General features: G+C 69.8%; 16 protein-coding genes. 8 read left to right on the top strand and 8 right to left on the bottom strand.

Annotated elements, in window-relative coordinates; all coding sequences use genetic code 11:
• Window positions 1-238: 238 nt before the first annotated feature.
• The gene (locus F7P10_RS39160; protein ID WP_151017054.1) at window positions 239-631 is read left to right on the top strand and encodes a helix-turn-helix transcriptional regulator; all 393 of its coding nucleotides are present in this window, start codon (window positions 239-241) and stop codon (window positions 629-631) included.
• Window positions 632-769: 138 nt separating this feature from the next.
• Window positions 770-1,662, top strand: a protein-coding gene (locus F7P10_RS39155) for an IS5 family transposase (protein ID WP_254716849.1) whose coding sequence is annotated in 2 segments (ribosomal slippage) — window positions 770-859 and window positions 862-1,662 — 891 coding nt in all. Because the reading frame shifts where the segments join, the coding sequence is not laid out codon by codon here.
• Between the two features lie 20 nt (window positions 1,663-1,682).
• Here F7P10_RS39155 and F7P10_RS39150 read toward each other — a convergent pair.
• From F7P10_RS39150 to F7P10_RS39110, 8 genes are all read right to left on the bottom strand, one after another.
• Entirely contained in the window at window positions 1,683-2,978 is a 1,296-nt protein-coding gene (locus F7P10_RS39150) for an NF041680 family putative transposase (RefSeq protein ID WP_218040273.1), read from the bottom strand.
• A gap of 725 nt (window positions 2,979-3,703) precedes the next feature.
• Window positions 3,704-6,454, bottom strand: a complete 2,751-nt coding sequence (locus F7P10_RS39140; protein WP_151017053.1) for a hypothetical protein — start codon at window positions 6,452-6,454, stop codon at window positions 3,704-3,706.
• Entirely contained in the window at window positions 6,451-8,205 is a 1,755-nt protein-coding gene (locus F7P10_RS39135) for a hypothetical protein (RefSeq protein WP_218040272.1), read from the bottom strand. Before F7P10_RS39135 ends, F7P10_RS39140 begins: the two co-directional genes overlap by 4 nt.
• Window positions 8,206-8,592: 387 nt before the next feature.
• Window positions 8,593-9,861, bottom strand: coding sequence for a TIGR02679 family protein (locus F7P10_RS39130; RefSeq protein ID WP_151017052.1), 1,269 nt, complete (start codon window positions 9,859-9,861; stop codon window positions 8,593-8,595).
• Window positions 9,862-9,864: 3 nt separating this feature from the next.
• Window positions 9,865-14,037 carry a TIGR02680 family protein gene (locus F7P10_RS39125; RefSeq protein ID WP_151017051.1) on the bottom strand — a complete coding sequence of 1,391 codons (4,173 nt, stop codon included), beginning with the start codon at window positions 14,035-14,037 and terminating at the stop codon, window positions 9,865-9,867.
• Window positions 14,034-15,251: a TIGR02678 family protein gene (locus F7P10_RS39120; protein ID WP_151017050.1), complete on the bottom strand. Its 1,218-nt coding sequence runs from the start codon at window positions 15,249-15,251 to the stop codon at window positions 14,034-14,036. The genes F7P10_RS39125 and F7P10_RS39120 overlap by 4 nt, the downstream gene beginning before the upstream one ends.
• Window positions 15,248-16,726: a TIGR02677 family protein gene (locus F7P10_RS39115; protein WP_254716248.1), complete on the bottom strand. Its 1,479-nt coding sequence runs from the start codon at window positions 16,724-16,726 to the stop codon at window positions 15,248-15,250. The genes F7P10_RS39120 and F7P10_RS39115 overlap by 4 nt, the downstream gene beginning before the upstream one ends.
• A gap of 899 nt (window positions 16,727-17,625) precedes the next feature.
• Window positions 17,626-18,585, bottom strand: a complete 960-nt coding sequence (locus F7P10_RS39110; protein WP_151017048.1) for a YafY family protein — start codon at window positions 18,583-18,585, stop codon at window positions 17,626-17,628.
• Between the two features lie 63 nt (window positions 18,586-18,648).
• Between F7P10_RS39110 and F7P10_RS39105 the strand changes: the two genes are divergently transcribed.
• The 6 genes from F7P10_RS39105 to F7P10_RS39080 all read left to right on the top strand — a co-directional run bounded on the left by F7P10_RS39105 (window position 18,649) and on the right by F7P10_RS39080 (window position 26,335).
• Window positions 18,649-19,791 (top strand): epoxide hydrolase family protein, encoded by a 1,143-nt coding sequence (locus F7P10_RS39105; protein WP_151017047.1) that lies wholly within the window; start codon window positions 18,649-18,651, stop codon window positions 19,789-19,791.
• A gap of 1,228 nt (window positions 19,792-21,019) precedes the next feature.
• On the top strand, window positions 21,020-22,042 hold the full coding sequence (locus tag F7P10_RS39100; RefSeq protein ID WP_151017046.1) for an alcohol dehydrogenase catalytic domain-containing protein: 1,023 nt from the start codon (window positions 21,020-21,022) through the stop codon (window positions 22,040-22,042).
• On the top strand, window positions 22,039-22,701 hold the full coding sequence (locus F7P10_RS39095) for a DUF2291 domain-containing protein (RefSeq protein WP_151017045.1): 663 nt from the start codon (window positions 22,039-22,041) through the stop codon (window positions 22,699-22,701). Before F7P10_RS39100 ends, F7P10_RS39095 begins: the two co-directional genes overlap by 4 nt.
• Window positions 22,701-24,212 carry a sugar ABC transporter ATP-binding protein gene (locus F7P10_RS39090; protein WP_151017044.1) on the top strand — a complete coding sequence of 504 codons (1,512 nt, stop codon included), beginning with the start codon at window positions 22,701-22,703 and terminating at the stop codon, window positions 24,210-24,212. Before F7P10_RS39095 ends, F7P10_RS39090 begins: the two co-directional genes overlap by 1 nt.
• A 25-nt stretch (window positions 24,213-24,237) precedes the next feature.
• Complete coding sequence (locus tag F7P10_RS39085) at window positions 24,238-25,362, top strand: ABC transporter permease (protein ID WP_151017043.1); 1,125 nt, start codon at window positions 24,238-24,240, stop codon at window positions 25,360-25,362.
• On the top strand, window positions 25,346-26,335 hold the full coding sequence (locus F7P10_RS39080; protein ID WP_151017042.1) for a D-ribose ABC transporter substrate-binding protein: 990 nt from the start codon (window positions 25,346-25,348) through the stop codon (window positions 26,333-26,335). The genes F7P10_RS39085 and F7P10_RS39080 overlap by 17 nt, the downstream gene beginning before the upstream one ends.
• The last annotated feature ends 9 nt before the right edge of the window (window positions 26,336-26,344 follow it).

Here is a 26,344-nt window from a genome sequence, read left to right as displayed (position 1 = left end):
CGCCGGCCTCCAGCCCCGGGCGCCCGCCGCACCGGCGGGCGCGGACACCTCGCCCCTACCTACAGCACGCCCACCCTCCTGCGCGCGCACGCCACCTCGCGTCCCTGCTGGTGGAAGCCGAGAAGCCCCGGTTGAAGAGCTAATGCCCAGCCCCCCTGAGCGTGGGAAGGCTTTCGTGTCGACGGCCACCGTCGGCCACTCGCGCAAATCACCACTAGCTCATGGCTAGGTTCTTGGCATGGACGCTGCCTATCAGATCATCTCGTACCTTCACGGCCAGATGCGCATGTACAACCGCTCCGTTACCTATGCCGAGCTTGAGCGCCGAGCAGGCATCGGAGAACAGCGCATAAGCCAATGGAAGAGCGGAACGCGGCCGTCTTACCACGACGTGCAGAAGCTCGGTCGAGCGCTCGCGCAGCACTACCCAGAGCTGCGTATCGAGCCGTACGCCCTGCTGAGGAAGGCCGGATACGAGCCTGAATCTGATCCAGCAGTGATCGCCTTTGAGAAAGATGTACGAGCATGGGACGAACTTACGGTGAAGTTCCATGCTGCCTCGCAGTACGACCGATTTAAGGTCATTCGGGCGGTCGAAGAGGTTCTCGGCAAAGGGGACTCTGCGGGCTGAAGCCGGGGGCGCTAGGTCCTGTTTAGAAAGTCCTAGTTCGGGCGGCATGTCGCACCTGGAGACGAGTGAGGTCTCCCGGTAGATGGATCAACGACCAAGAAGACCATCACCACCGGAGACCTCGTGCCCAGCGTACCGATCGGAGCCCGCAAAGACCTGACCGACCGGCAATGGCGGGTCCTGGAGCCGCTGCTGCCGGACGGGCGCGGACGTGGCCGTCCGCCAAATGGTCGCGCCGGCAACTGGTGGACGGCGTCCGATGGCGGACCCGGGTCGGCGCACCGTGGCGTGACGTGCCCGAACGCTACGGGCACTGGCAGTCGGTCTACCGGCTGTTCCGCCGCTTCCAGCGCGCCGGGATCTGGCCGCGGGTGTGGGCCAAGCTCATGGCGTTCGCCGATGCCGCCGGGCTGGTCGCCTGGAGTGTGTCGGTGGACTCGACCATCAACCGGGCCCACCAGCACGCCGCGGGCGCCCGCCACGACGGCGGCGGGCAGGTCGAGCCGCCCGGAGACGAACCTCCCGATCACGGGCTGGGACGCTCCCGCGGCGGCCGCACCACCAAGATCCATCTTGCGTGCGAGCAGGGCCGCAAACCGATGTCGGTGCTGATCACCGCCGGTCAGCGCGGGGACAGCCCGCAGTTCCGGCCAGTGCTGGAACGCATCCGGGTGGCCCGGACCGGGCGCGGGCGGCCGCGCACCCGACCGGACCGGGTTCTGGGCGACAAGGCGTACTCCTCCAAGGCCAACCGCGCGTATCTGCGCCGTCGCGGGATCGCGGCGACCATCCCGATCAAGGCCGATCAACAGGCCAACCGCAAGGCCAAGGGCTCGGCCGGAGGACGCCCGCCGGTGTTCGACCCGGACGCCTACCGGCTTCGCCACTCCGTGGAATGCGGCATCAACCTGCTGAAACAGCACCGGGCGGTCGCGACCCGGTATGACAAGCTCGCCGTCCGCTACCAGGCCACCATCGAGATCGCTGTGATCGACATCTGGCTCCGAGCTATCACCAAGATCACTTACTAAACAGGCCCTAGGCTTGTTCTTTAACCTGGCTGCCCGAGTCTGGCGGCAAGGGTCTTCTCGCGTTTGATCGTTTTGCCGACGTCGTGGCGGGGCGCGGGGCGCCGGTTCTTGGAGCCGGGTGGCCGCCCGGGTCCAGGTTTGCCGGGTTTCGGCGCACCGGCCGGGAGAGTGGTCTTCGCGCGGATGTTCCGGAACCCCCGGCGGACCCGGGCCGGGGTCAGCCTTCCTGCGGCTGCGGGCCGTTCCCAGGGGCGGCGCAGATCCTCGGCGAGGTGACGGGCGAGTCGGAGTTGGGTGTGCGCGGCGATGATCAGCCAGGTCCACCGGTCTGCGGCCTCGGGGGTGCGGAACTTGGGTGCGGTCCAGCCGAGGGTCTGCTTGAACAGCCGGAAGGTGTGCTCCAGATCGAAGCGCCGCAGGAACGCCTGCCAGAGCCGGTCGACGTGCTGCGGGCAGGCGCCGGTGCGTGAGGACCACAGCCAGATCGGCTTGGGGGCGCCGGTGCCGGGGATCCGCTCGACGCGCAGGAGGATCAAAGTGCCCTCGATGATCGGGAGACGGCCATCGTGTTCCAGCCATGCCGCGCGGTGGGTGAGGCGTGGGTGCAGCCGGTCCCACGAGGAGGCCGTCGCGGTGCCGTAGCGGGTGGTCCGGGTGGTCGTGGCGTGCCGCGGCTGCGGCCAGGTGTCGGGGTTGCTCAGCGCGAACTCGCCGCCGTGCCTGGGTAGACGGCCGTTGGTGCCGGGTCGGCGCGGCGGTGCGGGCAGGCGCAGGACCCGGTCCGAGCGGATCCGGCCGACGAGTTCGACCGGCAGGTCGGCCAGCAGGAACGCCAGCCGGGTCACGTCGTAGCCGGCGTCGGCGACGAGCAGGATGTCGTTGTCGCCGTCCCGCCAGTGCCCGGCCGCAAGCAGTCGTCCGACCACCCCGCGCAGTTGGGTGGCGGTCACCGCGGTCTCGTCGTCGGCGGGGCCCAGCCGGACCGCGTCCAGGACGGCCGTCCATGAGGTCCGGCCGGTTTCCAGCGCGGCCACGAACGAGTACGGCCAGCCGGGGACGAACTGCGCTGCGTTCTTGCCTCGTCCGTGCACGTGGCAGAACAGGCGCTCCGCCGACGTCTGGGCGTCCGAGCGCAGCCATGGGCTGACATCGACCGCCAGCACGATCCGGCCATCGGCGGCCCGCGGCAACGGCAGCGCGGCCAGCGACATCCGGAACCGCTCCACGTCCAGGCCGCCGCAGTTCAAGCCGTCGTACAGTGCGCCGTGCCCCCGCCGATGCTCGGGAGCCAACGCCAGGTCTACCAGCGTTCTCACCGGCCCGTCGGAGCACAGCAGCGCGTCGGTCGCTCGAACAGCGCGTCCGCCCGGGCGGTCAGACAGCCATGAAAACCGACCCGGAACCGGGACAACACCGACAGGGCATCGACACGGGCACGCTCATCCAGCAGACTCAATCCTCACGGCCTTGGTAGTGATCACACTGCGTCCTCAACAGCGCACATGATCACGCCAAGGCCGTCCTGATGTCAGGTGAACGCCTGATCCCACAGGCCAGGACCCCGGCCAGGTTAAAGAACAAGCTAGGCCGCCTCCATCGAAACAGCAGCCCGCGCCCTCGGCCTCGGCCGAACCCGCGCCTACCAACTCGCCCGCGCGAACCGCTTCCCCTGCAAAATCATCCGCACCGGCACCAGCTACCGGGTAGTTACAGCCGATCTCCACCGCCTGCTCGTGGAGCCGGACGAAGCCTGATCCACTCCATCGTCAGCCCGCTCGTGCCCGCGCGAGGGGGCTGCCCAAGGACACCGCGACATCGCCCGGCTTGCTGCGCCTGAAGCAGACAGAAGCCCAGACGCCGAGACAGCCCTTACAGCCCTCGCCAGAACCCGCAGCCGCTCAACCAACCGGGAGGTGTGCGAACCCAGAAATAGTCGGCATGGCATGGCATCGTGCCTCGGCTTCCGCCCATACTCGGGATTCTCATCATTACGAAGCGGTCCTACCTGCCGTTCGGCACCTATCGACTGAGGGGGCTCAATCTAGGCGACAACCCGAGTGGGCCTGCGTTTGCCTGCCCAATCTTGAAGTTCGTTAAGGACGAAAAGCCAGTCTGGCCAGGGAGGATCGAGAGCGAGGCCCTCGATCCGTTCATCGTTACTCTTGATGAGAAGCTTGCCCTTGTCACTGCCTTCGTCCCAGATCCCCACGTCCCATCCGTTTCCTGCGAAGCGGATGCGAAGGTAAGAGTGATCGAGGCCAGCGAGGTGGCGTGCTACGGCCAATCGGCCAAGCGCGGCTCGAATGCCGTCGCTATTGAGACCGGGCACATGCTCGCGGACGACCAGGACGTCCGTTTTCAGGGTGGCGATTCGGCCAGCGCGTGAGCGACGGACCTCTTCGACTTCCCATCTGGCGGCAAAGCGCGACAGGCCCAGGGGCAAGAGGACGTACTCGTCCTGTTCCCGCTGGCTGGAGGTTCTCGCGATCTCTGCGAGGACGGCGAGCATGGTCGGGGTCCGGCTGCCCAGGGGGTCGAGTGTTTGGAGAAGTTGCTCGTCGAGACCGAATGCGTGGACGACGATCAGGTGGCGCAACTGGTCGCGAACCGCGCTACTCAGCGCCTCGTCCAGATCCTGATCATAGATCCAGACCATGGCCCGCATTGCCGCTGCTTGTACTCCTGCCCCTGAGATTCGTGCTGCGATCTCTGATTTCTCACCCTCGGCAACCGTTTCAAGTACTCCGCCTCGCCCCATAGGCGACCCCCATAGCAGTTCCCAAAGGGCCACTTGGGCTTCTATAATGCGATGTGCATCCGCGTAGCCATTGTCCGCGAGCTGTTCCAGTAGGTTGCTGAAGATGGCCGCGTTCGTCGCAGCCACCAGTGGCCCCATCTCCTCGAGGAATTTATCATCCTGCGTGGCGAGGGTATAACGCTTGATGAACCGATTCCAGGCCATGCGGCCTTTGGTGCTGATCGAAAGTGTCCGCCTCGTCACCTCATCTTCCGTGTCATCTTCGTTCTCCTCCGCATTGCCAGCAGACTCGATACCTCCCTCGCGCGCCAGATCCGATTCATCATCGTCGCTGTCGAGCATTGGAGGAAAGACGCCGAGATTCCCGAGGCGGCCGCTGATGGCAGCGAGGATGAGCTGAATGTCGGACGGTGCGGTGCCATGGCCGCGGCCACGCGGCAGGTAGCCCGTGTACCGCGGGTCACGTCGGACACGCTCCCAGTCGAGGTCGTCCCACGAGATCGACGCACTCTCGCCATCTGTCTCGGGCGGCGGCACAGTCGGCTTCACCACCCGCCAGGCTGTGGCGGCGTCGATGATGAGTGACTGTTCCAGCTCGTGGAGGAGCTCGATCAGTTCTGCTTCCTTGTCTGGAAGTCGGCCGATCCTGGTCAGGTGTTCCCGCCGGTCTGTTCTCTCCAAGCGCCTTCGGAGCTGGCCGAGTTGATACGGCCACGCGTGGCTCGCTGCCTCTTCGTCGTCGCCGAAGTGGACCTCAACGCCCCCTCCTTCCGTCACCATGGCGGCCGACTCGGCGGTCAGTTGCAGCTTGACGGATGTCCCATCGAACTGGATCGAGACGTACTTAAGACCCACGCCACCGATGGCCACCGACAACTCCGGCCCTGCATGAGGGTCGTGGTCGAAGCGGTCGAAGACAAGGGTGAGTGCCCTGCCGTCGAGCCGACTCCACAACAGGATCGGATGGTCCGGCTGAACGATCTCCTTCTTGGTAGAAGGTTGGATGCGAAGCCCGAACTCTCCGACGTCCGCAACGGGCGTTCGAACCAGGTGCTCGTAGATGGAGGCGAAGCCTCCCTTTGCTCCCTCGCGAATCAGGCCGACCTCGATGTTCCCGGTCTCGGCGGACTGCAGCAGGGCTGAGCGCGACAGGTTGGCCGAGCCGCTCAGGAGTACCTCTCTGTCCTGGCCGAGCAGGTGTACCCACTTCGCGTGGATGTAGGTCGTAGCATGCCCCTCTACGGTGATGGCCTCCGTGGACGCCGCCTCCACTTTCGACAGAACCGAGTCCAGGTGCTCCGGGTCGACGGAGGTCCCCTTACTCACGAGTGCGGTGACCTTTGCGGGGGAGAACCTCGCGATCAGGGCGGCAAGGGCGGCACACTCCGGATCGTGGAAGGGCGCGTACGCCACGAGTTCGTGGACCGGCCAGGTGACCCTGTCAGCGAGCTGCTCGATTAAGGGGCGAGCGAGATTGTGCCGTACGAAGGTGTCTGCGGCCCCCGTGGCCGGCATCCAAGCCGCTGTTCCCCACACGTCCCCCAGTAGCTCCACGACCGGAGGATCCAGGAGGTCACGTGTGACCATGCCATCAATGAGAGATCGGGCTGCCACGAACTCCGGAAGGTGGCCGGGGCGTTCGTCGTGATAGCGGAAGATGCTCCAGAGTTCCCCGGACGACGCATATCCGTCGTGACCGAGGTTTCCAGATCCGACGACCAGTAGTCCCTCGTGCTCCGCGGTCAGCATGATGACCTTGGCGTGCGCAGACCGTTGGTGCCGGATCGGCCCGGCCACGTAGGTCCGGTTGGCCCGTTTCCAACGCTGGCCCGTGGCAGCTGCCTCCGCGAATTTCGCTCCGAGTTGCTCGCCATCGGCGAGGATCACCCGGAGGGGCACTTGCGAGAGCTGGCTGAGGAGCCTGTTCTCGAAGAAGCCGAGCTCGGCCCCGAAGGTCAGGATGATCAGACTCGACCATGGCCCTTGGAGAAGTTCCGGCACGACAAGTTGTGCGGGGACGGCCGACTCGGTCACTTGGCCTCCCCCTGCGAGGGCTCGAAGGCAGCCGCCGCGGCTTCCATGTCCCCTGTCTCGAGATCCCCTTGCCCAAGCAGTTCACGGCCGGACGCCGTCAATCTGCGGTTTGCATCTCGTAGGGGGCTCACCAACCCCAGTTCGTGGACGGTCGTGCTCAGCGCGAGAAACCGGCTGTCGTTGAAGCCCGCTGGCGCCTCCTGAACGAAGAACCGCAGCTGCTCGCCGGAGCGTCGCACTCGAAAGGTGTCATGGGGAAGCTTGGACGTCGCAACTCGTTCGTGCTGGATGATCACGTGATACTCGATGACCCAGCGTGCGAGTTCGGACAGGGTGACTCCGGCGATCATCTTCTTGTGGAGCCGGCTGAAGAAGCCGAGCATCCCGATCCGCAGCGATTCACCGCTGCGGAGGACGTCCCAGTCCGCTTCGAGGTCGGCGACCCGTCCCGGTGTACCGAGTCGGCGGTAAAGGAGCAGGAGGACGGCCAGCCCCGCCACCAAGGTCTCGGCATCGTCCACCTGGGAGCTGCACCGCTCGTAGAGTGCGTGCTCATCGACGCTGGCATGGCGCGGCCAGATGGCATCGACACCGGAACTGAGGTCAACGTGCTGGGCCAGTAGGTCAGCGAAGGTCGCCGCTGTCGTAGAGGCGTCCACGACGTGGTCGCCAAGGCCGGTCTCGCTCACGAACCTGCTGTCGTCGAGGGCCCGATCGACTCTCTCCCAGAGTCGGCCGATAGGAACGGGTGAGAGCCCATCCTCGGACTCTTCCAGCCCCGTGCGGCTTACCCAGCCCAAAAGGCGGTTGAAAACGAAGGAAAAGTACTCGCGCGCCTGATAGAGCCGCCAGCGGCGGGCAACGGCGGCCAAGTCCTCTCGCGGCTCGTACGTTGCACCGCTTAGCTCGCGATAGAAGGCGAGCTGGCGGAAATCGTCCTCCTCGATGCCGACCGTCTGTGAACTCTGACTGAGGTCAAGGACGAACCGGATCGTTTCCCTGCGAGCTTTAGGCTCACCAGCGTGACCGGCGTATAGAAACAACTCCCGGACGAGGGGAAGATCAAAGTTGTCGGCAACGCGGAGTCCGCATAAGCAGGCTGCGTAGGCGAAGGCGGCAACATCCTGACGCGAAACTCGTTCCGGTATCTTATCGGCCGCGAGCATCTTCCCAAGGTTCGTCTTCTCGACAGATTGCCCATAGGCCGCAGCAAGCGCCCTGCCAGCCGGGGTCGGGGCGTCAAAGGGGAAGCCATTGTCCGTTCCGGCTATGACCAGAACCCCCATCGCCTCCATGGCCGACCGGTAGTACAGACCGTAACCACCGAGAGGCTCCTTAATGTAGTCGTACTCGGGATCGAAGCTTTGGTCGTTCCGGAGACGGTTGACGCGCCGCGAACCCACTATGTTACCGACGAGCGTGTTGTGCTCGGGAGCCTCGCACACGTGGCAGGCCAATGAAAACAGCGCCTCACGAGGCCGGTAGAAGCTCCTGAACGATGCCCTTGTCCGAGGAAGATCGCCCTGATTCCAGAATGTCTCTAGCACCCACGCGTAGAATGACCAGTACCTCGGGTGGATGGTCAGCACGTTGATGCCCGGCGACAGCGCCGGCAGTATCCGGTCGGAACTCACCGAGCCGAGGCCCAGGTGATCCTGTCCTCCCTTGGTGTCATATGCCTGTGCGCCCCAGACCGGGCCGGTCTTGTCCTCCCAGCCCCAGTCAGATGTCGCTGACTTCTGCTTCGCCATGTCGCTCCGCCACTAACTCGGGTTGCGTGGGTACGAGGCATACCTCCTGCGGTCGCTCGCGGATGCTTCATGGAACTCTCGCCCGATGATAAGCCGAAATCTCTTCGTGGGGAGACCGAATGTCCGGGTCCGGCTATAGCAACTGAGCACCGGCGGCCGGGTGGGCGGCCAGTGAAGTAGGCGTCGATGAGCGAGGTTGGGGATGCTCGAAGGCCGATGGATGACGGTGACGGAGTCCCCAGTTCAGGCATGAGCCGCGCGGCCTGGAGGCGATTCGGTAGCAACTACCAAGAGCGAGCGCAGTTAGTACTCCAGCCGCACTTATTGATCGATGAGTCGTCGTTGCCGCCGGGTTCGTCGGTGGCCGACCACCACCGCCGGAGACGGCTACATCCGCTCGGTGGTCGCGGGCGATGCGGCCGGTGGCCGGGCGGCGGTCAGGTCAGTGAGCAGCAGCGGGATCAGGCGTTCTTCCATGACGGCGCGGCCCGCGTTGCGCATCCGGTCGGCGAGGGCGGGTTCCCAGGGGCTGGACGCGGGGGTGCCGCGCAGCGGTTCGGTGTCGCCGGCGGCGAGAGCCGTCTCGTAGTCGGTGATGGACATGCGCCAAGGCTCGGCACCGTAGCGGCCGATCGCGGTGGCGGTGGTGCGCAGGCCGGTCCAGTCGAAGTCGCCGCGCCAGCGGACGGCCGCACCGGCATCGGCGACCGCCGTCAGCAGCCGGTTGCAGGCCGCCGAGGGAATCCCCTCGGTGCAGATCAACGGTGCGGCGGCCGGGGCGGAGACGGCGGCGCGCAGGACCGAGGGGTTCTCGCAGACGTGGACGGTCGCGGCGGATGGCGTGACCGGCATGGTGACGAGTTGGTGCAGAGTGATCCTGAACGGGGTGTGCCGGACCGCGGCCTGGGTCAGCCATTCCGCCAGGGGCTCGTCGCCGTGCGCCGCCAAGCCGAGGACGAGCACGTGGCTGGAGAGGTCGTCGATGATCACACCGGCGGACTCCCAGAGGTCTCGTTCGGCTTCCGCACCGCGCGGCTGGTCGACCCCCGCGCGGAAGGTGAGGGCACGCGCGATCAATGCCGCCAGGGGCGTCCCGGACAGCGCCTTGGTGTCGCCGGTGGCCCGCTCGGCGACGACCGGCAGCGGGGTACCGGGGGCGGGGAGCAGGTCGAGGACGGCGACGGCCGCGTCGATCAGTCGGGTCTCGCCGCGGCGGATCAGCCTGGTCAGGGTTCCGTCGACGGCCACCGCCTCGCTCCACGCGCGGTACCAGTCGGTTCCGGCGTGCCGTCCCGCCGCCAGTACGTCCCCGGCCGTTCGCCGGGCCGCGTCCTCGGCCGCGGAGGTGACGGCCCGCGGTGTGACCGGCCCGGTCAACGCCTCGACGGCGGAACGCAGGTCGGGTGCGATCGCCGCCTCGGCCAGCGCGGCGGCCACCCGGTCGAGCGGGACGGTGACCGAGCCGCCGCCGGCACGGCGGGACCCCAGCAGGCCGCGGATCGCGCGCAATTCGGCGTCGGACGGGCGCGCGAGCACCAGCGGCCCGGTCAGCGGGCGGCCCAGTTCGATCCTGCGGGCGAGTGCCGCGACCAGTCGGGCCAGCGCCGGGTCGCCGAGGGTGCTGCGCAGCCGACGCAGATCGACGCTCGCTTCCATCCGTCAGAACAACCCGTCGTCCGGAGCCGGGGGCGGATTCCCCGGCGCGGGCGGGGCGGCGGGCGTCGCCGCGCGCTCGACGCGGACGGGTTCGCGGCCGTCCCACTCCCAGGTCGTGACGTGCACCGCGTCGACGCCGTCGCGCCGCACCAAGTGGTGGGCGGCCAGGCCGGGGACGGTGGGGTAGAAGCCCCATTCGCGTTCGGAGGTCATCACCACGTCGAGGTCGAAGGTGGTGAGCAGGCCGAGGCATTTGGCGCGGGCGTCGTCGTCCACTCCGGCGAAGGCCTCGTCGAGCGCGACCATGCGCGGCGCGTGGGGGTGGGCGGAGCGGTAATGGGCGGACGTGGCGGCGAACAGCGGCAGCGACACCGTCAGCACGCGTTCACCACCGGACGCGGGACCGATCGCGCTGCGCCAGCGGCCGTCCTGGTAGCGCTCGATGACGAAGCGGTGCCAGGCCCGGTAGTCCAGGGCCTCGCGCAGGTGGTCCTGCCAGGTGCCGTGCTCGTCCTCGGCGCGGACCCGTTCGATCTCGCGCTGCAGGAAGTCGCCGACGGCCACGCGGTCGGCGGGCGACCACAGGTCGGCGTTCTGCCGCAGCAGCCGGGCCCTGGCTTCGGTGAGTCCCGCCGGGCCGTCCGGGCTGGGCTCCCAGCGCAGCCGCAACCGCATGCCCGTGGAGGTGGGGCGCTCCTCCAGCTCGGCGTTCATGAACCCGACCTGCGCCTCCGCCTCCGCGATGAGCTCCTGCAGATGGCTCGCGACATCGTTGATCAGGTGCTCTTCCAGCAGGTCGCGTTCCTTGGCGGTCAGCATCCGCTCGCGGTAGCCGATCTCACCGTCCAGCAGTTCCGTCAGCTCGCCGGGGGGCCGCTCGCGGCCCTGGAACTGGATCGTGACCACGAACCAGTCGTCCAGGCCCGCCACCGCGTGGTGCCCGTGCCGCGACAGCGCCTCCGACAGGTCGGAGTAGTGGCGGGTGATCTCGTCCTGGACGCGCCGCCACGCCTCGTCGCCGTCGTCGACGTCGCGCAAGCGTTCCTCGGCGCGGCGGGCGAGCCGAACGGCGGGGTCGGCCGCCCACTCGTCGCCCGAGTCCGGGATCTCCACGTCGCAGGCGAGCCGGAGCAGTCCGGTAGCCGCGAAGCGCCGCAACTCGGCGACGGCGCCGCCGCGGCGGTCGCCGGCCTCGGTGAGCTGCTCGGCGAGCTGCTCCGCGCGCCCCTGGGCCCTGGCGCGCGCCTCGCCTGCGCGGCGCCGCTCGCCCTCCAGGCGCCGCAGGTCGGCGTCGAGTTCGGTGATGCGCCGTTTGGCATGCTGGAGCCGCTCGCGCAACTCCTCGACGGAAGCGCCGATCGACTCGCGCAGGGTCTCCAGCCGGCCCCGCTCCTCCGCCGCGCGGACCCCGGCGTCGCGCGCCTGGTCGCCGGCCTCCCGAGCCGCCTCGTCCGCGGCCGCGAGCTCCTCGGTCCAGGTGGCCAGTTCGGCGAGGCGATCGGCATGCCGGCGGGCGGCGGCGAGCAGGGCCGCCGCCGCCCGCCGGTAGTCCTCCAGCGCGGCAGAGACCGCGGCGAGGCCGTCCGGATCGGCGGGTACGCCCACGTCGGCCGCTGCCTCGTCGCGTTCGGCGGCGGCGGCGGTGTGGTCGCGTTCGGCCCACTCGGCATCGTCGGCGGCCTTCTCGACGCGGGCCCGCGCTTTTTCTAGCTGCCTGGCCGCGCCGGTGACGACCCCGTGCGCGTCGCGCAGCGGCTGATCGGACGGTTCACGGCGCAGCTCCGCGGCGAGCACGGCTCGGCGGCCTTCCACGGATTCGACGGCGGCGCGGCCCTCGGCCACGGCGCGCTCCGCGGCGGCGATGAGGTCGTCGAGTTCCGCGAGGCGGCGGCGCCGCGCCTCCTCTCGGGCGCCCGCACCGACGAAAGCGGCGGCGTCCTTGGACCACGCGCCGCGCAGCGGGCCGACACCCCAGCAGCCGGTGGCGTCCACCCAGGCCGCGGCTGTCTGCTCGCCCAGCCCGATACCGGCCAGCACGCCCGATACGATCTGCGGGGACAGGGCGGCGGCCTGGACGTCGTCGGGGTCGATCGCAACGGTCAGGGCTTCGGTGAGCGGCCGGTCGGCGACGGCCCCCGGCTGGACGATCACGTCGTGGGCATCGCGGTCCAACAGCACGCCGTCGGGGGTGATCCAGGCGTCCAGCAGACCGGACGCCTCCAGCGCCGCCTCCAGGCCCGCGCGCTCGCCGGGTACGGGCTCGGCGGCGAAGTCGACGACCTGCCAGAGGGCCGCGCCCGGACCCGTGCGGGTATCCGCACCGCGCGTGCGGGGAGCGGCCGGACGGTCGGCGACGCCCGATCGCAGGCGGTCGCGCTCGGCGGCCAGCTCGTCGAGTTCGGTGTCGGCGGCCCGCGAGGCGGCGGCGGCCTCCGCGTGGGCCGTCGCCAGTGCCCGGTGGGCCTCTTCGGCCGCGGCCCGGGCCGCGGCGAGCAGCGGGTGCGGGCCCTCCAGGGTCTCCGCCCAGCCCTCCAGGTCCGCGTCGGCCGGGTCCGGGACGGTCAGCTCGGTGAGCGAGCGCCCGTAGTCGAGCCACTCCGCGACGTGCAGCCGGACCTGCTCGGCCAGCGCATCCTGGGCCTCGCCCAACGCGTCGGCGGCGGCGTCGCGGTCGGACTCGCGCTCCCCGACGATCCGCCGCGCCTGGGCCAGCTCCGCCGCGGCCCGCGCCGCGGCGTCGGCCAGCCGGGTCACGTGCCGGACGGCGTCTGCGCGGCCGTCGGCGAGGCGCGTCATCTCCCGGTCGGCGGCGATCAGGGTCGGCTCCGCGGGCGGTTCGAACGCGACGGCGGCGTGCGGCCCGGCGAATCCGGCCCGGCCGGCGGCGTCCGCGAGGGGGATATGCGCCTCGGTCACCGCCGCGGCGCCGCTCTCGGCCGCCGCGGCGGCCTGATCGCGCCGGGCCTGCCGCTCCGACCGGGTCCGCTCGGCCCGGTCGGCGGCCTGCCGCGCGCGCACCGCGTCCTGCTCGGCCTGCTCGGCGTACCGCTGCGCGTCCGCGAAGTTCTTCAGCCGCGGGTCCGAACCGAGTTCCTCGCGTACCGCCGTCTGCTCGGCGTGCTCGACGCGAGCCGCCTCCAGGCGCTCGCCCGCCCCGGTCTCCTCGCCTTCGGCGCGCTCGATCTCCTCGCGCACCGCCGACAGCGACCGCTGCGCGTTCTCGTAGGCGCTGTGCGCGGTGCGCAGCTCGCGGGCCTGGCGGCGCGCCGCGACCGAGGCGTAGCGGCGGTAGCGGTCGAGGAATCGGGTCACGTGGCGGCGGGTGTCGCGCAGGCCGCTCAGTTCCGCGCGCTGCTGCTCCAGGTCGTGGAACGCGGTCGCGATGTCGCTCAGCACCGCCTGGTCGATCGGGGTCAGCGCGTCCGACAGCGCCTTCGACAGGCGTTTCTCGTCGGGGCGCTTGGACAGCTGCGGCTGGCGGAGCTGGATCAGCAGGTTGATCAGTGCGTCGTACCGCTCCTCACCGAGCTGGAACAGGTGCTCGTCGAGCATCCGCCGGTAGCGTTCGGCGCGCTGCGTTACCCGGCCGTGCAGCCCGATCGCCTCGGACAGCCGGTCCCGGGTGAGGGCCGCGCCCCCGGACCCGATTAGCAACAGGTCCTGGCCGACCCGCTGCGAGGTGACGAAGAACCACCGGTCGGCGATGCCTCGCCCGGTGACGGCCTTCAGACCGGCGCCGACGGTGAGGTAGGCGCGCTCGCCGTCCTCTGTCACCCGGCCGAACTCCAGCCACGTGTACCCGAGCCGCTCGTCGTAGCGGCCGCCGAGCAGCAGGTTCCACTCCATCCGCTTGCCCCGGTCGCCGTCGGGTTCGACCCGGCTCGGCGTCAGGTCGCCGTCCAGCAGGAACGGCACGGTCAGCGCCAGCACCTTGGACTTACCGGTGCCGTTGTTGCCTCGGAACAGCACTCGGCCGTCCCGGAACCAGAATTCCTGCTGGTCGTAGTAGAAGAGGTCGACCAGGCCTGTCCGCAGCGGCTGCCACCGCGCGGTGCGCACCACCGGAAGTTCCGCGGACCCGCCCGGGGCGTGGGTGCCTGTGGACGGGGCGCCGGGCCGCGGGGTGGGGATGCCGGCTCCGGTCGCCGAGCCGTTCGCACCGGCATCGGCCGTCATGTCTTGTCCTTCTTCCCGATGATGGTGGGCTCGAGGTATCCGAAGCGGGCGAGCGCCGGCAGCGGCGCGATCTCCGCGCCGGACAGCCGCACCAGCCCGAGCGCCGCCAGCCGGTCGAGCGCGTGCGCGGTCAGGGCCTGTTCGGCCCCCGGATCGCGGACGTTCTTGCGCCAATGCGCCCTGTGCTCGGCGATGAGTCCGCGCATGCGCCGTTCCGCCGCCTCGACGGTGACCGTCGCCTTCCCGTCCCGCAGGCACGCCGACAGGTGCTCGGCGAGCAGCAGGGTCGCATGGCCCTCGGTGCCCTCCTCCGGCATCCCGAAGTCGGTCGCCTCCCGGGTCGGGTCGAGCAGCGCGATTCCCTCGGCCCGGACCTCGGCCAGCAGTCCGGTCGCCTCCGTCAGCCGCTTCAGCAGCGGGCCGCGCTGCACGTCGAGATAGGCGCGCTGCTCGGCGGTCAGGTCCGCGTAGTACACCAACGGGTCGTCCAGCAGGCGCCTGGTGAGCGTATGCCGCATCACCCGGTTGCGGCCGTCCTCGGTGTCGGGCACCAGATCCTCGGTGATCGCGGTCAGCCGTGCATCGTGGCCGCCGTCCCCTACCAGGGACGGGCCGCGCCGCGTCGCGAGGAGCACCGCGAGCACGCGGCGGTCCACATCGTACAGCGCGTCGCCGGTCCGGTTGACGAACGCCTGCTCGTCGCCCGCGACCTTCACCAGCGCCCCGAGCGACAGCAGCAGCTGCGCCACCGCAACGAGGTCGCCGCGCTCGTCGCGGTCCTGCATCGTGAACGTGATCCCAGCCCGGACGATCTCCTCGTCGGCGGCGAACGCCACCACCCGGTCCACCAACCAGCCCAGCGTGACCTGGGCCTCCGCACGTTCCAGCGCCGCCAGCGCCAGGCACGCCAGCACGTACCGGCGGCGGCTGAACGGCTCCCGGGCACGCGCGCCGCCGTCCCTCACCCGGGCGGCGCGGCTCCCGTCGCCGAGGTCCCCGGGGACCTTGCGGAGCCGGGCCGCGCCGGCATCGACGTGCAGCGACCAGCCCGCCTCGCGCGCGAACCACTGTGTCAGGTATCCCGCGTGCCTGCGGACGATCGCGTACGCGGCGTCCCGCGGGGTCAGCAGCGGGCCGCGCAGCAGCGCCCGGACTGCGCGGCGCCGCTCCTCGTCCCGCTGGACGTCCAGCGCGTCCGTCAGCGTGCCGGTCACGGGGCCGCCACCTGGTCCGGGACCGTCAGGTCGACGATGGTGATCTCATGGTCCGGACCGCGCAGCACGCCGTCCTCGGTCATGATCTCGGCCAGGCCGTCCACCGGCTCCAGCGTCACCATCAGCGCGCCGTCGGAGGTACGGGTGCGGATCAGCCCGTCCGGGTCCGGCGGGCCCGCCGCGAGCGCGTCCCCCAGCAGCCGCAGGAACAGCGCGAACTCCTGCCGGTCCAGGACGCCCAGTTCCCCGAGCCGAGCGGGTCGGCCGGTCGCCAGGCGGCCGCGCGCCGCCTCGGTCTGCTCGCGCTCGGCCGCCACCTCCCGGGCCAGCAACTCGCGCTCGGCGGCACGGTCAAGGACCTTCTTCGGCGCACCCCGCTTGGCGTAGTGGCCGGATGCCCGCAGCCGGGCCGACACCTCGACGAGCGGGGCGTCCAACCAGCTCGTGGCAGCGGGCACGTCGGCAGGCTCAGCCCCCGGCTCGGCGCTGAGGTGCCGTGCGGTGGACAGCCCGAACGCCGCCCGCCACAGCCGGTGCGCGTCCCGCTCCGTCGGCGCCTGCGCGAACCAGCGGGCCAGGGTCCGGAAGTCTGCCGAACGGTCGCTCCGTCCGGCCCGACGTTCCTGCAGCACGCTGATCGTGGCGAGCAGGTCCGGGATCGCCTTGCGTGCGCGAGTGCGCAGCAGATCGGCCTGGCACGGGTGTCCGCGCCCACCCACGAACCACGACCACAGGCCCGACCAGCGGTTCTCCCAGAGTTCCAGCTTCTCCCCGGCCGCCGTGCTCAGCGCGGCCTCGGCCGGCCGGTCGGCCCGTCCGTCCGGTGCAGTGTCCGCAGCCTCCCGCCGAGCGGCCAACGCCAGCAGTTCCGCGACCCGCTCCGGCTGCAACGCCCGCAGCGTGGCGGCGATGTCGTGATGCTTGACGACCAACTCGGACACGAACCTTTCAAGGTAGGCGATGAGCCGGTCCTTGTAGACCAGGAACGCCTCCTCGTCGACGTCCTGAAGGTCGATGGTGCGCTGCAACCCGCTCATGAACGCACGTGCGTTGGCCGCGAGGCTGTCCAGCCTGCTCGTCAGCTCCAGCAGCAGGCTGTGCGCGACGGCGGGGTCGGGATTTACCGGGAGATCACGCAAGGCGCGCAGCCGCACTCGAATGTCCTCCAGGGCGACCGCCTGGAGCTCTCCGCGACGTCCGACCTCCTCCTCGTACACCTCCAGGGCCCGCTCGGCCGCCTCTCCCTCACGGCTGAGCTGGTAGAGGTGGCGAGCGCGGTAGAAGTCCTCCACCGTGGTGACCCGGCTGGTATCGGGGTCGGCGCGCAGGTTCCCCCACTCGGTGAGGCTGGCCAGCGCCTTATCGACCGTCTCCTGCGCGAGCGGTGCACCGGAGTCGCGACGCAACGCCTCGGCCACGTCCTCCGGCCGCAGATGCATCACGAACCGGCGTTTGTTCTCCACGAAGACGCCCATGACCCGGCGATAGGTCCCGGAAAGCGGTGCGTCGAGATGCGCGAACGGCCTCGTGATCTGTTCTTCCATCACATCCTCGGTCGGGACACGGGCCTGCTCATGCGCAATATGGGATCACCGCCGCCAAAACGACGGGAGGAGTCGGAGGGCGGCTCAACGGACGCGGACATCCTAGTCAAGGAGCGCAAGCCGATCCGGCCGTTGGCCGAGAACGACCGGGCGTTGCCACGCTCGGGCGCCGTCGGCGAGGTCGGCGACAGCCGCGCGCCACAGCGCCCGGTCGCCCGACCGCCAGCACGGCCGCGCAGGACGTTGGTCTGCCAGCCCCACGCTTCCCCAAAGCGTCGTAGCGGTGAACGTGAGCAGTCGCTCGCTGCGCAGCAGGAAGCTCCATCGACATGGGCCGCAACAACTACGCTCCGTCGATTCGGCAGCTAGATTTGTAATCATGTTCGCCAGACGGTTCCTCTCGAACGGAGGGAGCCAATTGGGGAGCCACTGTTGCCGGACTCCCCCGGACCCACCGCTACTACCGTAGGGCGTTTTCGCAGGTCAGAGACTCCTCAAGCGACTTCGACCGACCTTGATCGACTGGGCTGGTGTGCCTGGGGGTCAAGGGGTCGTGGGTTCAAATCCCGCCGTCCCGACAGAGAAAGTTCAGGTCACAGGCCGGTTCTCCGCTGCGGAGGACCGGCCTTCTTGATCGTCCGTTACTGAGCCGTACCGCGACCGCTCACCCGGCCACCACCGCGACCTCTCCGCTCAGTAAAGCGAAGGCCGCGTCGAGCGGACGGCCGCAGGCCGTCTTCGTCGGGGTCATCGGTCCGACATGAGCAGGCGGGGCACCGGACTGCGCCGAACCGACGGCAGGGTGCAGTGCCCCGGGCACCCGCCGAGATTCACGTCGTGGATGCGCCGCCCGCCGCGCGGCGGAACCTCGTCGCGAGGCGACCGAACGCCGCCGCGAGCTCCTCTCCGTCGATCACCTCGATGTCGACGTCGAGCTGTGTCATCCACAGCGCGAGCCGGTCCGGGTCGTCGGCCCCCAGTTCGACATGGCACGTGGACTCGTCGACCACCTCGATATCGACCGGGATGGGCATCTTCGCGGCGAGCTTGGCGGCGGGAGCATGCACGAGTACCCGGGCGCGGTACTTCCAGGCCGCCTTGCTGACGCGTCCGACGACGTACTCGACGGCATGGTCCTCCGGGATCACGCGCGGCTGGAACCGCGCACCCGTCGGTGCGTGCGGGCGCATGCGGTCGACGCGGAAGACCCGCCAGTCGTCACGGTCGAGATCCCACGCGAGCAGGTACCAGAGCGGTCCCCATCTCACCAACCGTTGAGGTTCGGTGTGGCGGGCCCCTTCGCCGCCGCCCGGCTTCGTGTATCCGAACCGGAGCCGTTCGTGGCCGCGGATCGCGGCGGCGACCGCACCGAGGACCGCGAGGTCGAGCGGTTTGGCCTCCGGAACGACGCTCGTCGCCTCACGTACCGCCTCGACGCGCCGGCGCAGGCGCGAGGGCAGCACCTGCTCCAGCTTCGCCAGCGCGGTGAGCGACGTCTCTTCGACGCCGAGCCGTTGGGTCGCGACCGCGCCCAGCCCGACCGCGACGGCGACGGCCTCGTCGTCGTCGAGCAGCAGCGGGGGCATCGCCGTCCCGGCGGCCAGCCGGTACCCGCCCGCGACGCCGGGGCGCGCGTCCACGGGATAGCCGAGCGACCGCAGCTTGCCGATGTCGGCGCGCACGGTCCGCGTGCTCACATCGAGCCGGCCGGCGAGCTCGGCGCTCGTCCAGTCGCGCTTGAGCTGGAGCAATGACAGCAGTTCGAGCAGGCGGGCCGAGGTCTCCAACATGTTCTCCATCATCCCGGCAATTGCGGAAGCCAACCTGCCGCAATGCCTGGGAACGTTGGTGGCATGAACGAGAACACCGCGCTCGCACCGTTCCGCATCCACATCCCGCAGGCCGACATCGACGACCTGCGTGACCGGCTGGCACGCACGCGCCGGCCGATCCCCGTGCCGGGCCGAGACGATCGCACCGACTTCAGCCGCGGCATCCCGCCGGTGTACCTGAGGGAGCTCGCCGAGTACTGGCGCGACGGGTTCGACTGGCGTGCGCAGGAGGAGAAGCTCAACGAGTACGAACAGTTCACGACGGTCGTCAACGGCCAGACGTTCCACGTCGTCCACGCGCGATCGACGAACCCGAAGGCCACCCCGCTGATCCTGAACCACGGCTGGCCGGGCTCGTTCGTCGAGTACCAGCGACTCGTCCCGCTGCTGACCGGCGAGTTCCACGTGGTCATCCCGTCGCCGCCCGGCTTCGGGTTCTCCACCCCGCTGTCAGGGACCGGCTGGGAGCTGGCGCGGACGACGGAGGCCTACGCCGAGATCATGACGCGTCTCGGCCACGAGAGGTTCGCTGCCCACGGCACCGACATCGGCTCGGGCACCGCCGGCCGCCTCGCGCTGCTCTACCCGGAGCGCGTCATCGGCACGCACATCGGCAGCGACCCCCGGTGGCTCGGGTTGGTCGGCGACAAGTTCCCTTACCCCGACGGCCTGTCCGATGACGAGATCGCCCAGATCGAGGCAGTGCGCACCGAGGACGCGGCCGAGCGCGGGTATCTCGCGATGCAGAACCACCGCCCCGACACGATCGGCGCGGCACTCACCGACTCGCCGGTCGGTCAGCTCGCATGGATCGCCGAGAAGTTCAAGACCAGGACCGGTGGCGCCTACCGGACGCCGGACGAGTCGGTCGACCGCGACCAGCTCCTCACGAACATCAGCCTGTACTGGTTCACCCGCAGCGGCGCCTCGAGCGCGCAGTTCTACTACGAGTCCGAGCACTCCGGAATCGACCTGGTCATGACCTCCGCCGTGCCCTCCGGGTGGGCCGTGTTCGACGCCCACCCGCTCATCCGCCGCGTGATGGACCCGGACAAGGCGATCGGCCACTGGAGCGAGTACACCGAGGGCGGTCACTTCCCCGCAATGGAGGAGCCGGAACTGCTCGCGGACGACATCCGCACCTTCTTCCGCGGAATTTCCTGACTGCGCGGCAAGGGCCGGCCGGTCCGACACGTCCGGGGCCTCGTCGACCTCATACCCGCCGACGTTCGGCGACGCCTCGATCCCGGCCACTCCCGCTCACCCGAACCGACCTCGCCGCCTTCCTCCGCGACCGCGGTCCGGCCGCAAGGCCCCGGATCAGGTCGTCCCCGTCGGCCACGCGACGTAGCGGTCGCGACCACGAAGGCGGGCCCGCGGTCGGGGCGGCGGCCGCGCCGCCCCGGCCCTGCGCCCGAACGGCTTGCTCCCGCGCCCCGTGGACGGCCGCCTGCGCGGCGCCGACCGGCCATGCTCGCTCGCCGCTCCCCCGGCGGCGCGGCTTTGACGTTTCCAACACGATCGCCCTCGGCACTAACCCGCGCCCGGCCCCACCCGCCGCAGGACCGCCGCGCGTGAACTGCGCACGAGGCGAGTCTGCACCATTCTCACATCTTCGTTTCCCGGCAGTCCGATCACGCCGGGAACGTCGCGACGGCGCCGGTCTCGGCCACGTCCGCATCTCACGAGAACAGTGGCCGCCGCCGCGTCCGCCAACGGCTAGAGCCCTCTGTGGCCTGTACTGATCCGTCTGCCCTGCGACAGCAGGACTTCTTTTAAGTGGTTGCAATGACGGTGGCCTGCCGCATCGCGCGATGGCCGCGCAACGGCTCTCTTCTCCTGATAACACCCGCATCTCGACGGCGAACATGGCGAGGTGCGGACGATACGCAGGTGGAAGCGAATAGCGGCCCATTCCGGAAAACGCGTGAGGACTGTTGATGGGGCGCACAGGCCGACGGTGGGATCGGTCCCGGGTCGGGGCCGGAGGGCGGGCGGACGTTGCCCGGTCCGGGAGTCCGCACCGGAGCCCCGGTGCGGGGTCATGTGTCCCCGATCGCCGACCTCATGAGGGGCTCGGCACGGCGGCGCGCGGTGACCCCAGGTCCTACCGGGCAGCGTTTCCCCTGATCAGAGGAGGATCATCGACCCGGAAGCGGTCCCGAGGGCCGTGCAGCGAACCCCCGCCGAACCCTCCGATACGAATGTGATCACGTGAAATATCACATGAGTTTCCAACACTGAGCGAGCCGGTTTGTCACGACCTTGGGCGCTACGCGGGGTTGACACTCCAGAAACCTGGACTTAACGTGCTCAATCACACATCTCATGAACTAATTAACGTGAATCATCACATGAGGGATGTGAGTCGAGCGCGGAGAGGAGCGCGTCCATGAGAGCTGTCGTGTTCAGGGACCGAGACGTCCTGGCGCTGGAGGACCGGCCCGATCCCGTGCCGGCACCGGGCGAGGTCGTGGTCGAGGTGGCCGCCGTCGGTATCTGCGGGACCGACACCCATGTGTTCGACGGCGAGTTCGAAGGCACGGTGTTCCCGATCGTCCCGGGCCACGAGGCCACCGGGACGGTCGTCGCCGTCGGGGGCGAGGTGTCCGGGATCGCCGAGGGCGACCACGTCGCGATCAACCCCAGCACCACCTGCGGGCAGTGCGAGTTCTGCCGGGACGGTCGGACGAACCTGTGCCGGTCCTGGAACGGGCTCGGCGTCGTCGCCTCCGACGGCGCCGCCCAGCAGCGGGTCGCCGTCCCGGCCGGCAACGCGTACGTGCTGCGTCCGGAGACCGATCTCCACCAGGCGGCCCTGATCGAACCCCTCGCCTGCGCGATCCGCGCGTACGACCTGCTGCCGCGCCGGCTCGGCCAGCACTACCTGATCTACGGTTCCGGAACGATGGGCCTGATCATGGCGCAGCTCGCCCCGCGCGCCGGCGCCGCCTCGGTGACGATCGTGGACGTCAACGCCGACCGGCTGGTCACCGCCGGGCAGGTCGGCGTCGAGCACCGGCTGACCGGCGCCGACGAGGCCGACCGGCCCTCGTGGGACGTCGTGATCGACTGCACCGGCAACGTCGGCGCCATCGAGGACGGGCTCCCCCGGGTCAAGCCCGGCGGAACGTTCCAGCACTTCGGGGTGGCGCCCACCGACGCCACCGCGGGCTACTCCCCGTTCCGGGTCTACCGCGACGAGATCTCGATCGTCGGGACGATGGCCGTGCTGAACTCCTTCGGCGCCGCCGTCGAGATGTTCGAGGCGGGCGCGCTCGAGCCGGAGCCGATGATCAGCCACTCGTTCACGCTGGACGACTACGCCCGGGCCCTGGAGATGTTCCGCGGTGGGCAGGGGCGCAAGCTGCAGATCCGGCCCAACGACACCGAGTCGCGGGTTCTCGCGGTATGAGCGGTACGAGCACGCCGGCGGCGGGACCCCGGCGCGTCCGCTGGACCCGCTTGCGGATCGTCGTGGCGGCGCTGGCGGTCGCGGCCCTCGCGGTGGTCGTCCTGGACACCAAGGTGGTGCGGGCCGGTTCGGACACCGCCGCCGCGGCGGCGGACGCCTTCGACCCGAAGAGCTTCGCGCAGGAACAGTTCCCCAAGGTCAAGAGCCTGATCGAGCAGAAGGCCGTCGACGCCGCCACGCTGGCGACCGCGCTGGAGGAGGGCAAGGACGCCGCGACCGCGCAGTACGCCGAGACCTCCACCGGCCAGCCGGTGTTCTCGGTGCGCTTCACCGGCGAGGTCGGCGAGATAGAGGACGGCATGGCGCCGGTCGACGTCGCCGACCTGCCGGAGGACCTGACCGTCCGCGTCCGGACCGGTCCCGTGATCAACGGTACGGACGTCCGCGACGCCACCGGCACCGTCACGTTCTCCCAGTTCACCAACCAGATCGAGTACCAGAACGCCGGCGCCGCGCTGAACGACGTGGTCCGCTCGCAGGTGCTGGCCAAGGCGAGCGCGACGGAGCTGACCGGCGAGCAGGTGACCGTCGTGGGCGCCTTCACGCTGATCAACCCCGACGGCTGGCTGGTCACCCCCGTGTCGCTGGCGGTGTCGTGATGGACGCCGTGCTGGCGGCCCGCGACGTCGTCAAGACCTACGGCGCGACCCGGGCCCTGAAAGGGGTGAACTTCGACGTCGCGCGCGGCCGGGTGACCACGCTGTTCGGGGAGAACGGCGCGGGCAAGTCCACGCTGATGAAGATCCTGTCGGGGGTCGAGGCGCCGACGTCGGGCCGGCTGCTGCTGGACGGGGAGCCGGTCCGGTTCGGCTCGACGGTGCAGGCGCGCGACCGCGGCGTCTCGATCATCCACCAGGAACTGAGCCTCGCCCCGAACCTCAGCGTCCGCGACAACATCTTCCTGGGCCGCGAGCTGCGCACCGCCACCGGCGCCGTCGACTTCGCCGAGGAGGCCCGCCGGGCGCGGGAGCTGATGGCGTCGCTGGAACAGGACATCGATCCGCTCACCCCGGTCGCCGACCTGCGGCTCGGGCAGCAGCAGCTCGTGGAGATCGCGCGGGCGCTGTCGGTGGACGCCCGGATCCTGATCATGGACGAGCCGACGTCCGCGCTCAGCGCGACCGAGGTGGAGGTCCTGTTCCGGGTCATCAACGACCTGACCGCCAAGGGCGTGTCCATCGTCTACATCTCCCACCACCTCGAGGAGGCGCTGCAGGTCACCGACCACGCGGTGGTCCTGCGCGACGGCGAGATCACGGCGGTCGAGGACGCCGAGCGGATCGACCTGGAATGGATCGTCGGGCACATGGTCGGCCGCGGCTTCGACCTCGGCAGCCCGCCGCCGGAGCCGGGGGACGCGCCGCCCGCGCTGGCTGTCGAGCACGTCACCATCCCCGATCCGGACAACCCGGACCGGTCGGTCGTGGACGACCTGTCGCTGGAGGTCCGCGCCGGGGAGATCGTCTGCCTCTACGGACTGATGGGCGCCGGACGGACCGAGCTGCTGGAAGCCGCGGCCGGGCGCGTACCGGTCGCGAGCGGGCGGATCGTGCTGGACGGCCGGGACCTGGACGCGCTGCCGATCGGCGCGCGCATCGACCAGGGGCTGGCGTTCGTCCCCGAGGACCGGCAGCGGGACGGCCTGGTGCAGACCATGACCGTCGGCGGCAACCTCGGGCTGGCCAGCGTCCGGTCGTTCGTCCGCGGCCTGCTGCTGTCCCGCGCCCGCGAGCGGGAACTGGTCGAGGCAGGCATCCGGGACGTCCGGGTGAAGACCGAGGGCGGCTCCGCGCCGATCGGCTCGCTGAGCGGCGGCAACCAGCAGAAGGTCGTCATCGGCAAGATGCTGGCCACCGACCCCCGCGTGATCCTGCTGGACGAGCCGAGCCGCGGCATCGACGTCGGCGCGAAGGCCGAGGTGTTCAACCTGCTGGCCGAGCGGGCCGCGCGCGGCCTCGCCGTCGTCTACTCCACCTCCGAGGTGGGCGAGTGCCTCAGCATCGCGCACCGGATCGTCGTCCTGCGACGCGGCCGGATCGCCGCCGAGTTCGGCCCGGACGCCGCGAAGGAACAGATCATGGCGGCCTCCGGCGAAGCCGTGCTGTCGTAGAACCGGGAAACGGAGCGTAACCATCATGGTGACGAGTTCACCAGCGCTGTCGAGCCTGCTCTCGCGCAGACTCGACCTGCGCGCCCTGCTGCTGGAAGGCCGGGCGTTCCTCGCCCTTCTGACGATCGTCGTCGTTTTCTCCGTGCTGTCGCCGAACTACCTGACCGTCGACAACGTCCTGCAGATGTCGCAGCACGTGGCGGTGTTCGCGATCCTGTCGGTCGGGATGCTCGCGGTCATCCTCAACGGCGGCATCGACCTGTCGGTCGGTTCGACGCTCGGACTGTCCGGCGTCGTGGCCGGATACCTGATGCAGGGCGTCCACATACCGGCGCTCGACCTGACGCTGTACCCGTCCGTGCCCGCCGTCGTGATCATCACACTGGTGACCGGCGCCCTGATCGGCGTGGTCAACGGCGTGCTGGTCGCCCGCTTCAACGTGGCGCCGTTCGTCGCCACGCTCGGCATGCTCTACGCGCTGCGGGGCATCGCGCTGCTGATCACCGACGGGCTCACCTACTCGAACCTGCAGGGCCGCGAGGACCTGGGCAACACCGGCTTCTCCTGGCTGGGCTTCAACTCGCTGTTCGGCGTGCCGGTCGGCGTCTGGGTGATGATCGTCGTCGCCGGAGCCGGCTGGTTCCTGCTCAGCCGTACCGCGTTCGGCCGCTGGCTGTACGCCTCGGGCGGCAACGAGCGGGCCGCCGAGCTGTCGGGCATCCCGATCCGGACCGTCAAGATCCGGGCGTACGTGATCTCCGCGGTGTGCGCGTCGATCGCCGGGATGATCACCGCGTCCGAGCTGACCTCCGCCAGCCCCAACGCGGGGAACATGTTCGAGCTCACCGCCATCGCCGCCGTCGTCATCGGCGGTGCGGCGCTGACCGGCGGTCGCGGCACCATCCGCGGCACGATGCTCGGCGCGTTCGTCATCGGCTTCCTGTCCGACGGCCTGGTGATCGTCGGCGTCTCCGAGTACTGGCAGACCGTCTTCACCGGAGCGGTCATCATCCTCGCCGTCCTGCTCAACGCCGTCCAGTACCGGCCGCGCCGCAAGCAGCAGGACGCCTCCGGGGCGTCCGAGCACGGGCCCTCCGAATCCGGTCCCACCCCCACCAAGGAAAGGAACACCGATGTCTCTGCTTCGTAAGGGGCTCGCCGCAGCGAGCGCCGGCATCCTGGCGCTCGGGCTGACGGCATGCGGGGACTCGTCCGCCTCCGACGGCGGCTCGTCCGGGTCGTCCGAAGGCGGGCTCATCTCGATCATCGTGAACGACCCGTCCAACCCGTACTGGCTCGCCGAGGGCAACGTGGCCGGCGCCGAGGCGAAGAAGCTCGGCTACGAGAGCAAGGTCAGCGCGCACAAGGGCGACACCAAGACCGAGAGCAACCTGGTCGACACCGCGATCACCAACCAGTCGGCCGCGATCATCCTCGACCCCGCGAACGCCGACGGGTCCATCGGCGCCGTCCGCCGGGCCGTCGACGCGGAGATCCCGGTCTTCCTGATCAACGCCGAGATCAACGAGCAGGGGCTGGCGCAGACGCAGCTCGTGTCCAACAACGCGCAGGGCGCCGCGCTGGGCGCGCAGCGGTGGGCCGAGCAGATGGGCGGGGAGGGCAAGTACGTCGAGCTGCTCGGCGCGCCGTCCGACAACAACGCCGCCACCCGCTCCAACGGGTTCAAGACCGTCCTTTCCCAGTACCCGGACCTAGAGAAGGTCGGGCAGGAGGTCGCCAACTGGAACCGGCAGGAGGGACACACCAAGATGCAGACCCTCCTGCAGGCGCACCCGGACATCACCGGCGTGATCTCCGGTAACGACGAGATGGCGCTCGGCGCGATCGCCGCGCTCAAGGACGCGGGCAAGCTCGACGAGGTCGTCGTCGGCGGGTTCGACGGATCGCCCGACGCGGTCGATGCCGTGAAGGCCGGCGACCTCGACTACACGGTGCTCCAGCCGGTCGCCGAGTTCGCCAAGAAGGCCGTCCAGATGGCCGACCAGTACCTGAAGACCGGCGAGACCGGCGCCTCGGCCGAGAAGCAGTCCTTCGACTGCACCCTCATCACCGAGGAGAACGCCGACCAGATCACCTCGCCGTTCATTCTCGGCGGGTCCTGAGCGGATCGG

The sequence above is a fragment of the Actinomadura sp. WMMB 499 genome, assembly GCF_008824145.1.
Classification (GTDB): Bacteria; Actinomycetota; Actinomycetes; order Streptosporangiales; family Streptosporangiaceae; genus Spirillospora.
The sequence above is the reverse complement of the archived record's forward strand: the minus strand, read 5'-3'. Positions and strand labels throughout refer to the sequence as shown.

Coding starts and splice junctions, on each gene's coding strand:
- F7P10_RS39160 (WP_151017054.1), top strand. CDS start 239: ATGGACGCTGCCTATCAGATCATCTCGTACCTTCACGGCCAGATGCGC.
- F7P10_RS39105 (WP_151017047.1), top strand. CDS start 18,649: ATGAACGAGAACACCGCGCTCGCACCGTTCCGCATCCACATCCCGCAG.
- F7P10_RS39080 (WP_151017042.1), top strand. CDS start 25,346: ATGTCTCTGCTTCGTAAGGGGCTCGCCGCAGCGAGCGCCGGCATCCTG.
- F7P10_RS39100 (WP_151017046.1), top strand. CDS start 21,020: ATGAGAGCTGTCGTGTTCAGGGACCGAGACGTCCTGGCGCTGGAGGAC.
- F7P10_RS39090 (WP_151017044.1), top strand. CDS start 22,701: ATGGACGCCGTGCTGGCGGCCCGCGACGTCGTCAAGACCTACGGCGCG.
- F7P10_RS39125 (WP_151017051.1), bottom strand. CDS start 14,037: ATGACGGCCGATGCCGGTGCGAACGGCTCGGCGACCGGAGCCGGCATC.
- F7P10_RS39130 (WP_151017052.1), bottom strand. CDS start 9,861: ATGGAAGCGAGCGTCGATCTGCGTCGGCTGCGCAGCACCCTCGGCGAC.
- F7P10_RS39135 (WP_218040272.1), bottom strand. CDS start 8,205: ATGGCGAAGCAGAAGTCAGCGACATCTGACTGGGGCTGGGAGGACAAG.
- F7P10_RS39095 (WP_151017045.1), top strand. CDS start 22,039: ATGAGCGGTACGAGCACGCCGGCGGCGGGACCCCGGCGCGTCCGCTGG.
- F7P10_RS39110 (WP_151017048.1), bottom strand. CDS start 18,585: ATGTTGGAGACCTCGGCCCGCCTGCTCGAACTGCTGTCATTGCTCCAG.
- F7P10_RS39115 (WP_254716248.1), bottom strand. CDS start 16,726: ATGGGCGTCTTCGTGGAGAACAAACGCCGGTTCGTGATGCATCTGCGG.
- F7P10_RS39085 (WP_151017043.1), top strand. CDS start 24,238: ATGGTGACGAGTTCACCAGCGCTGTCGAGCCTGCTCTCGCGCAGACTC.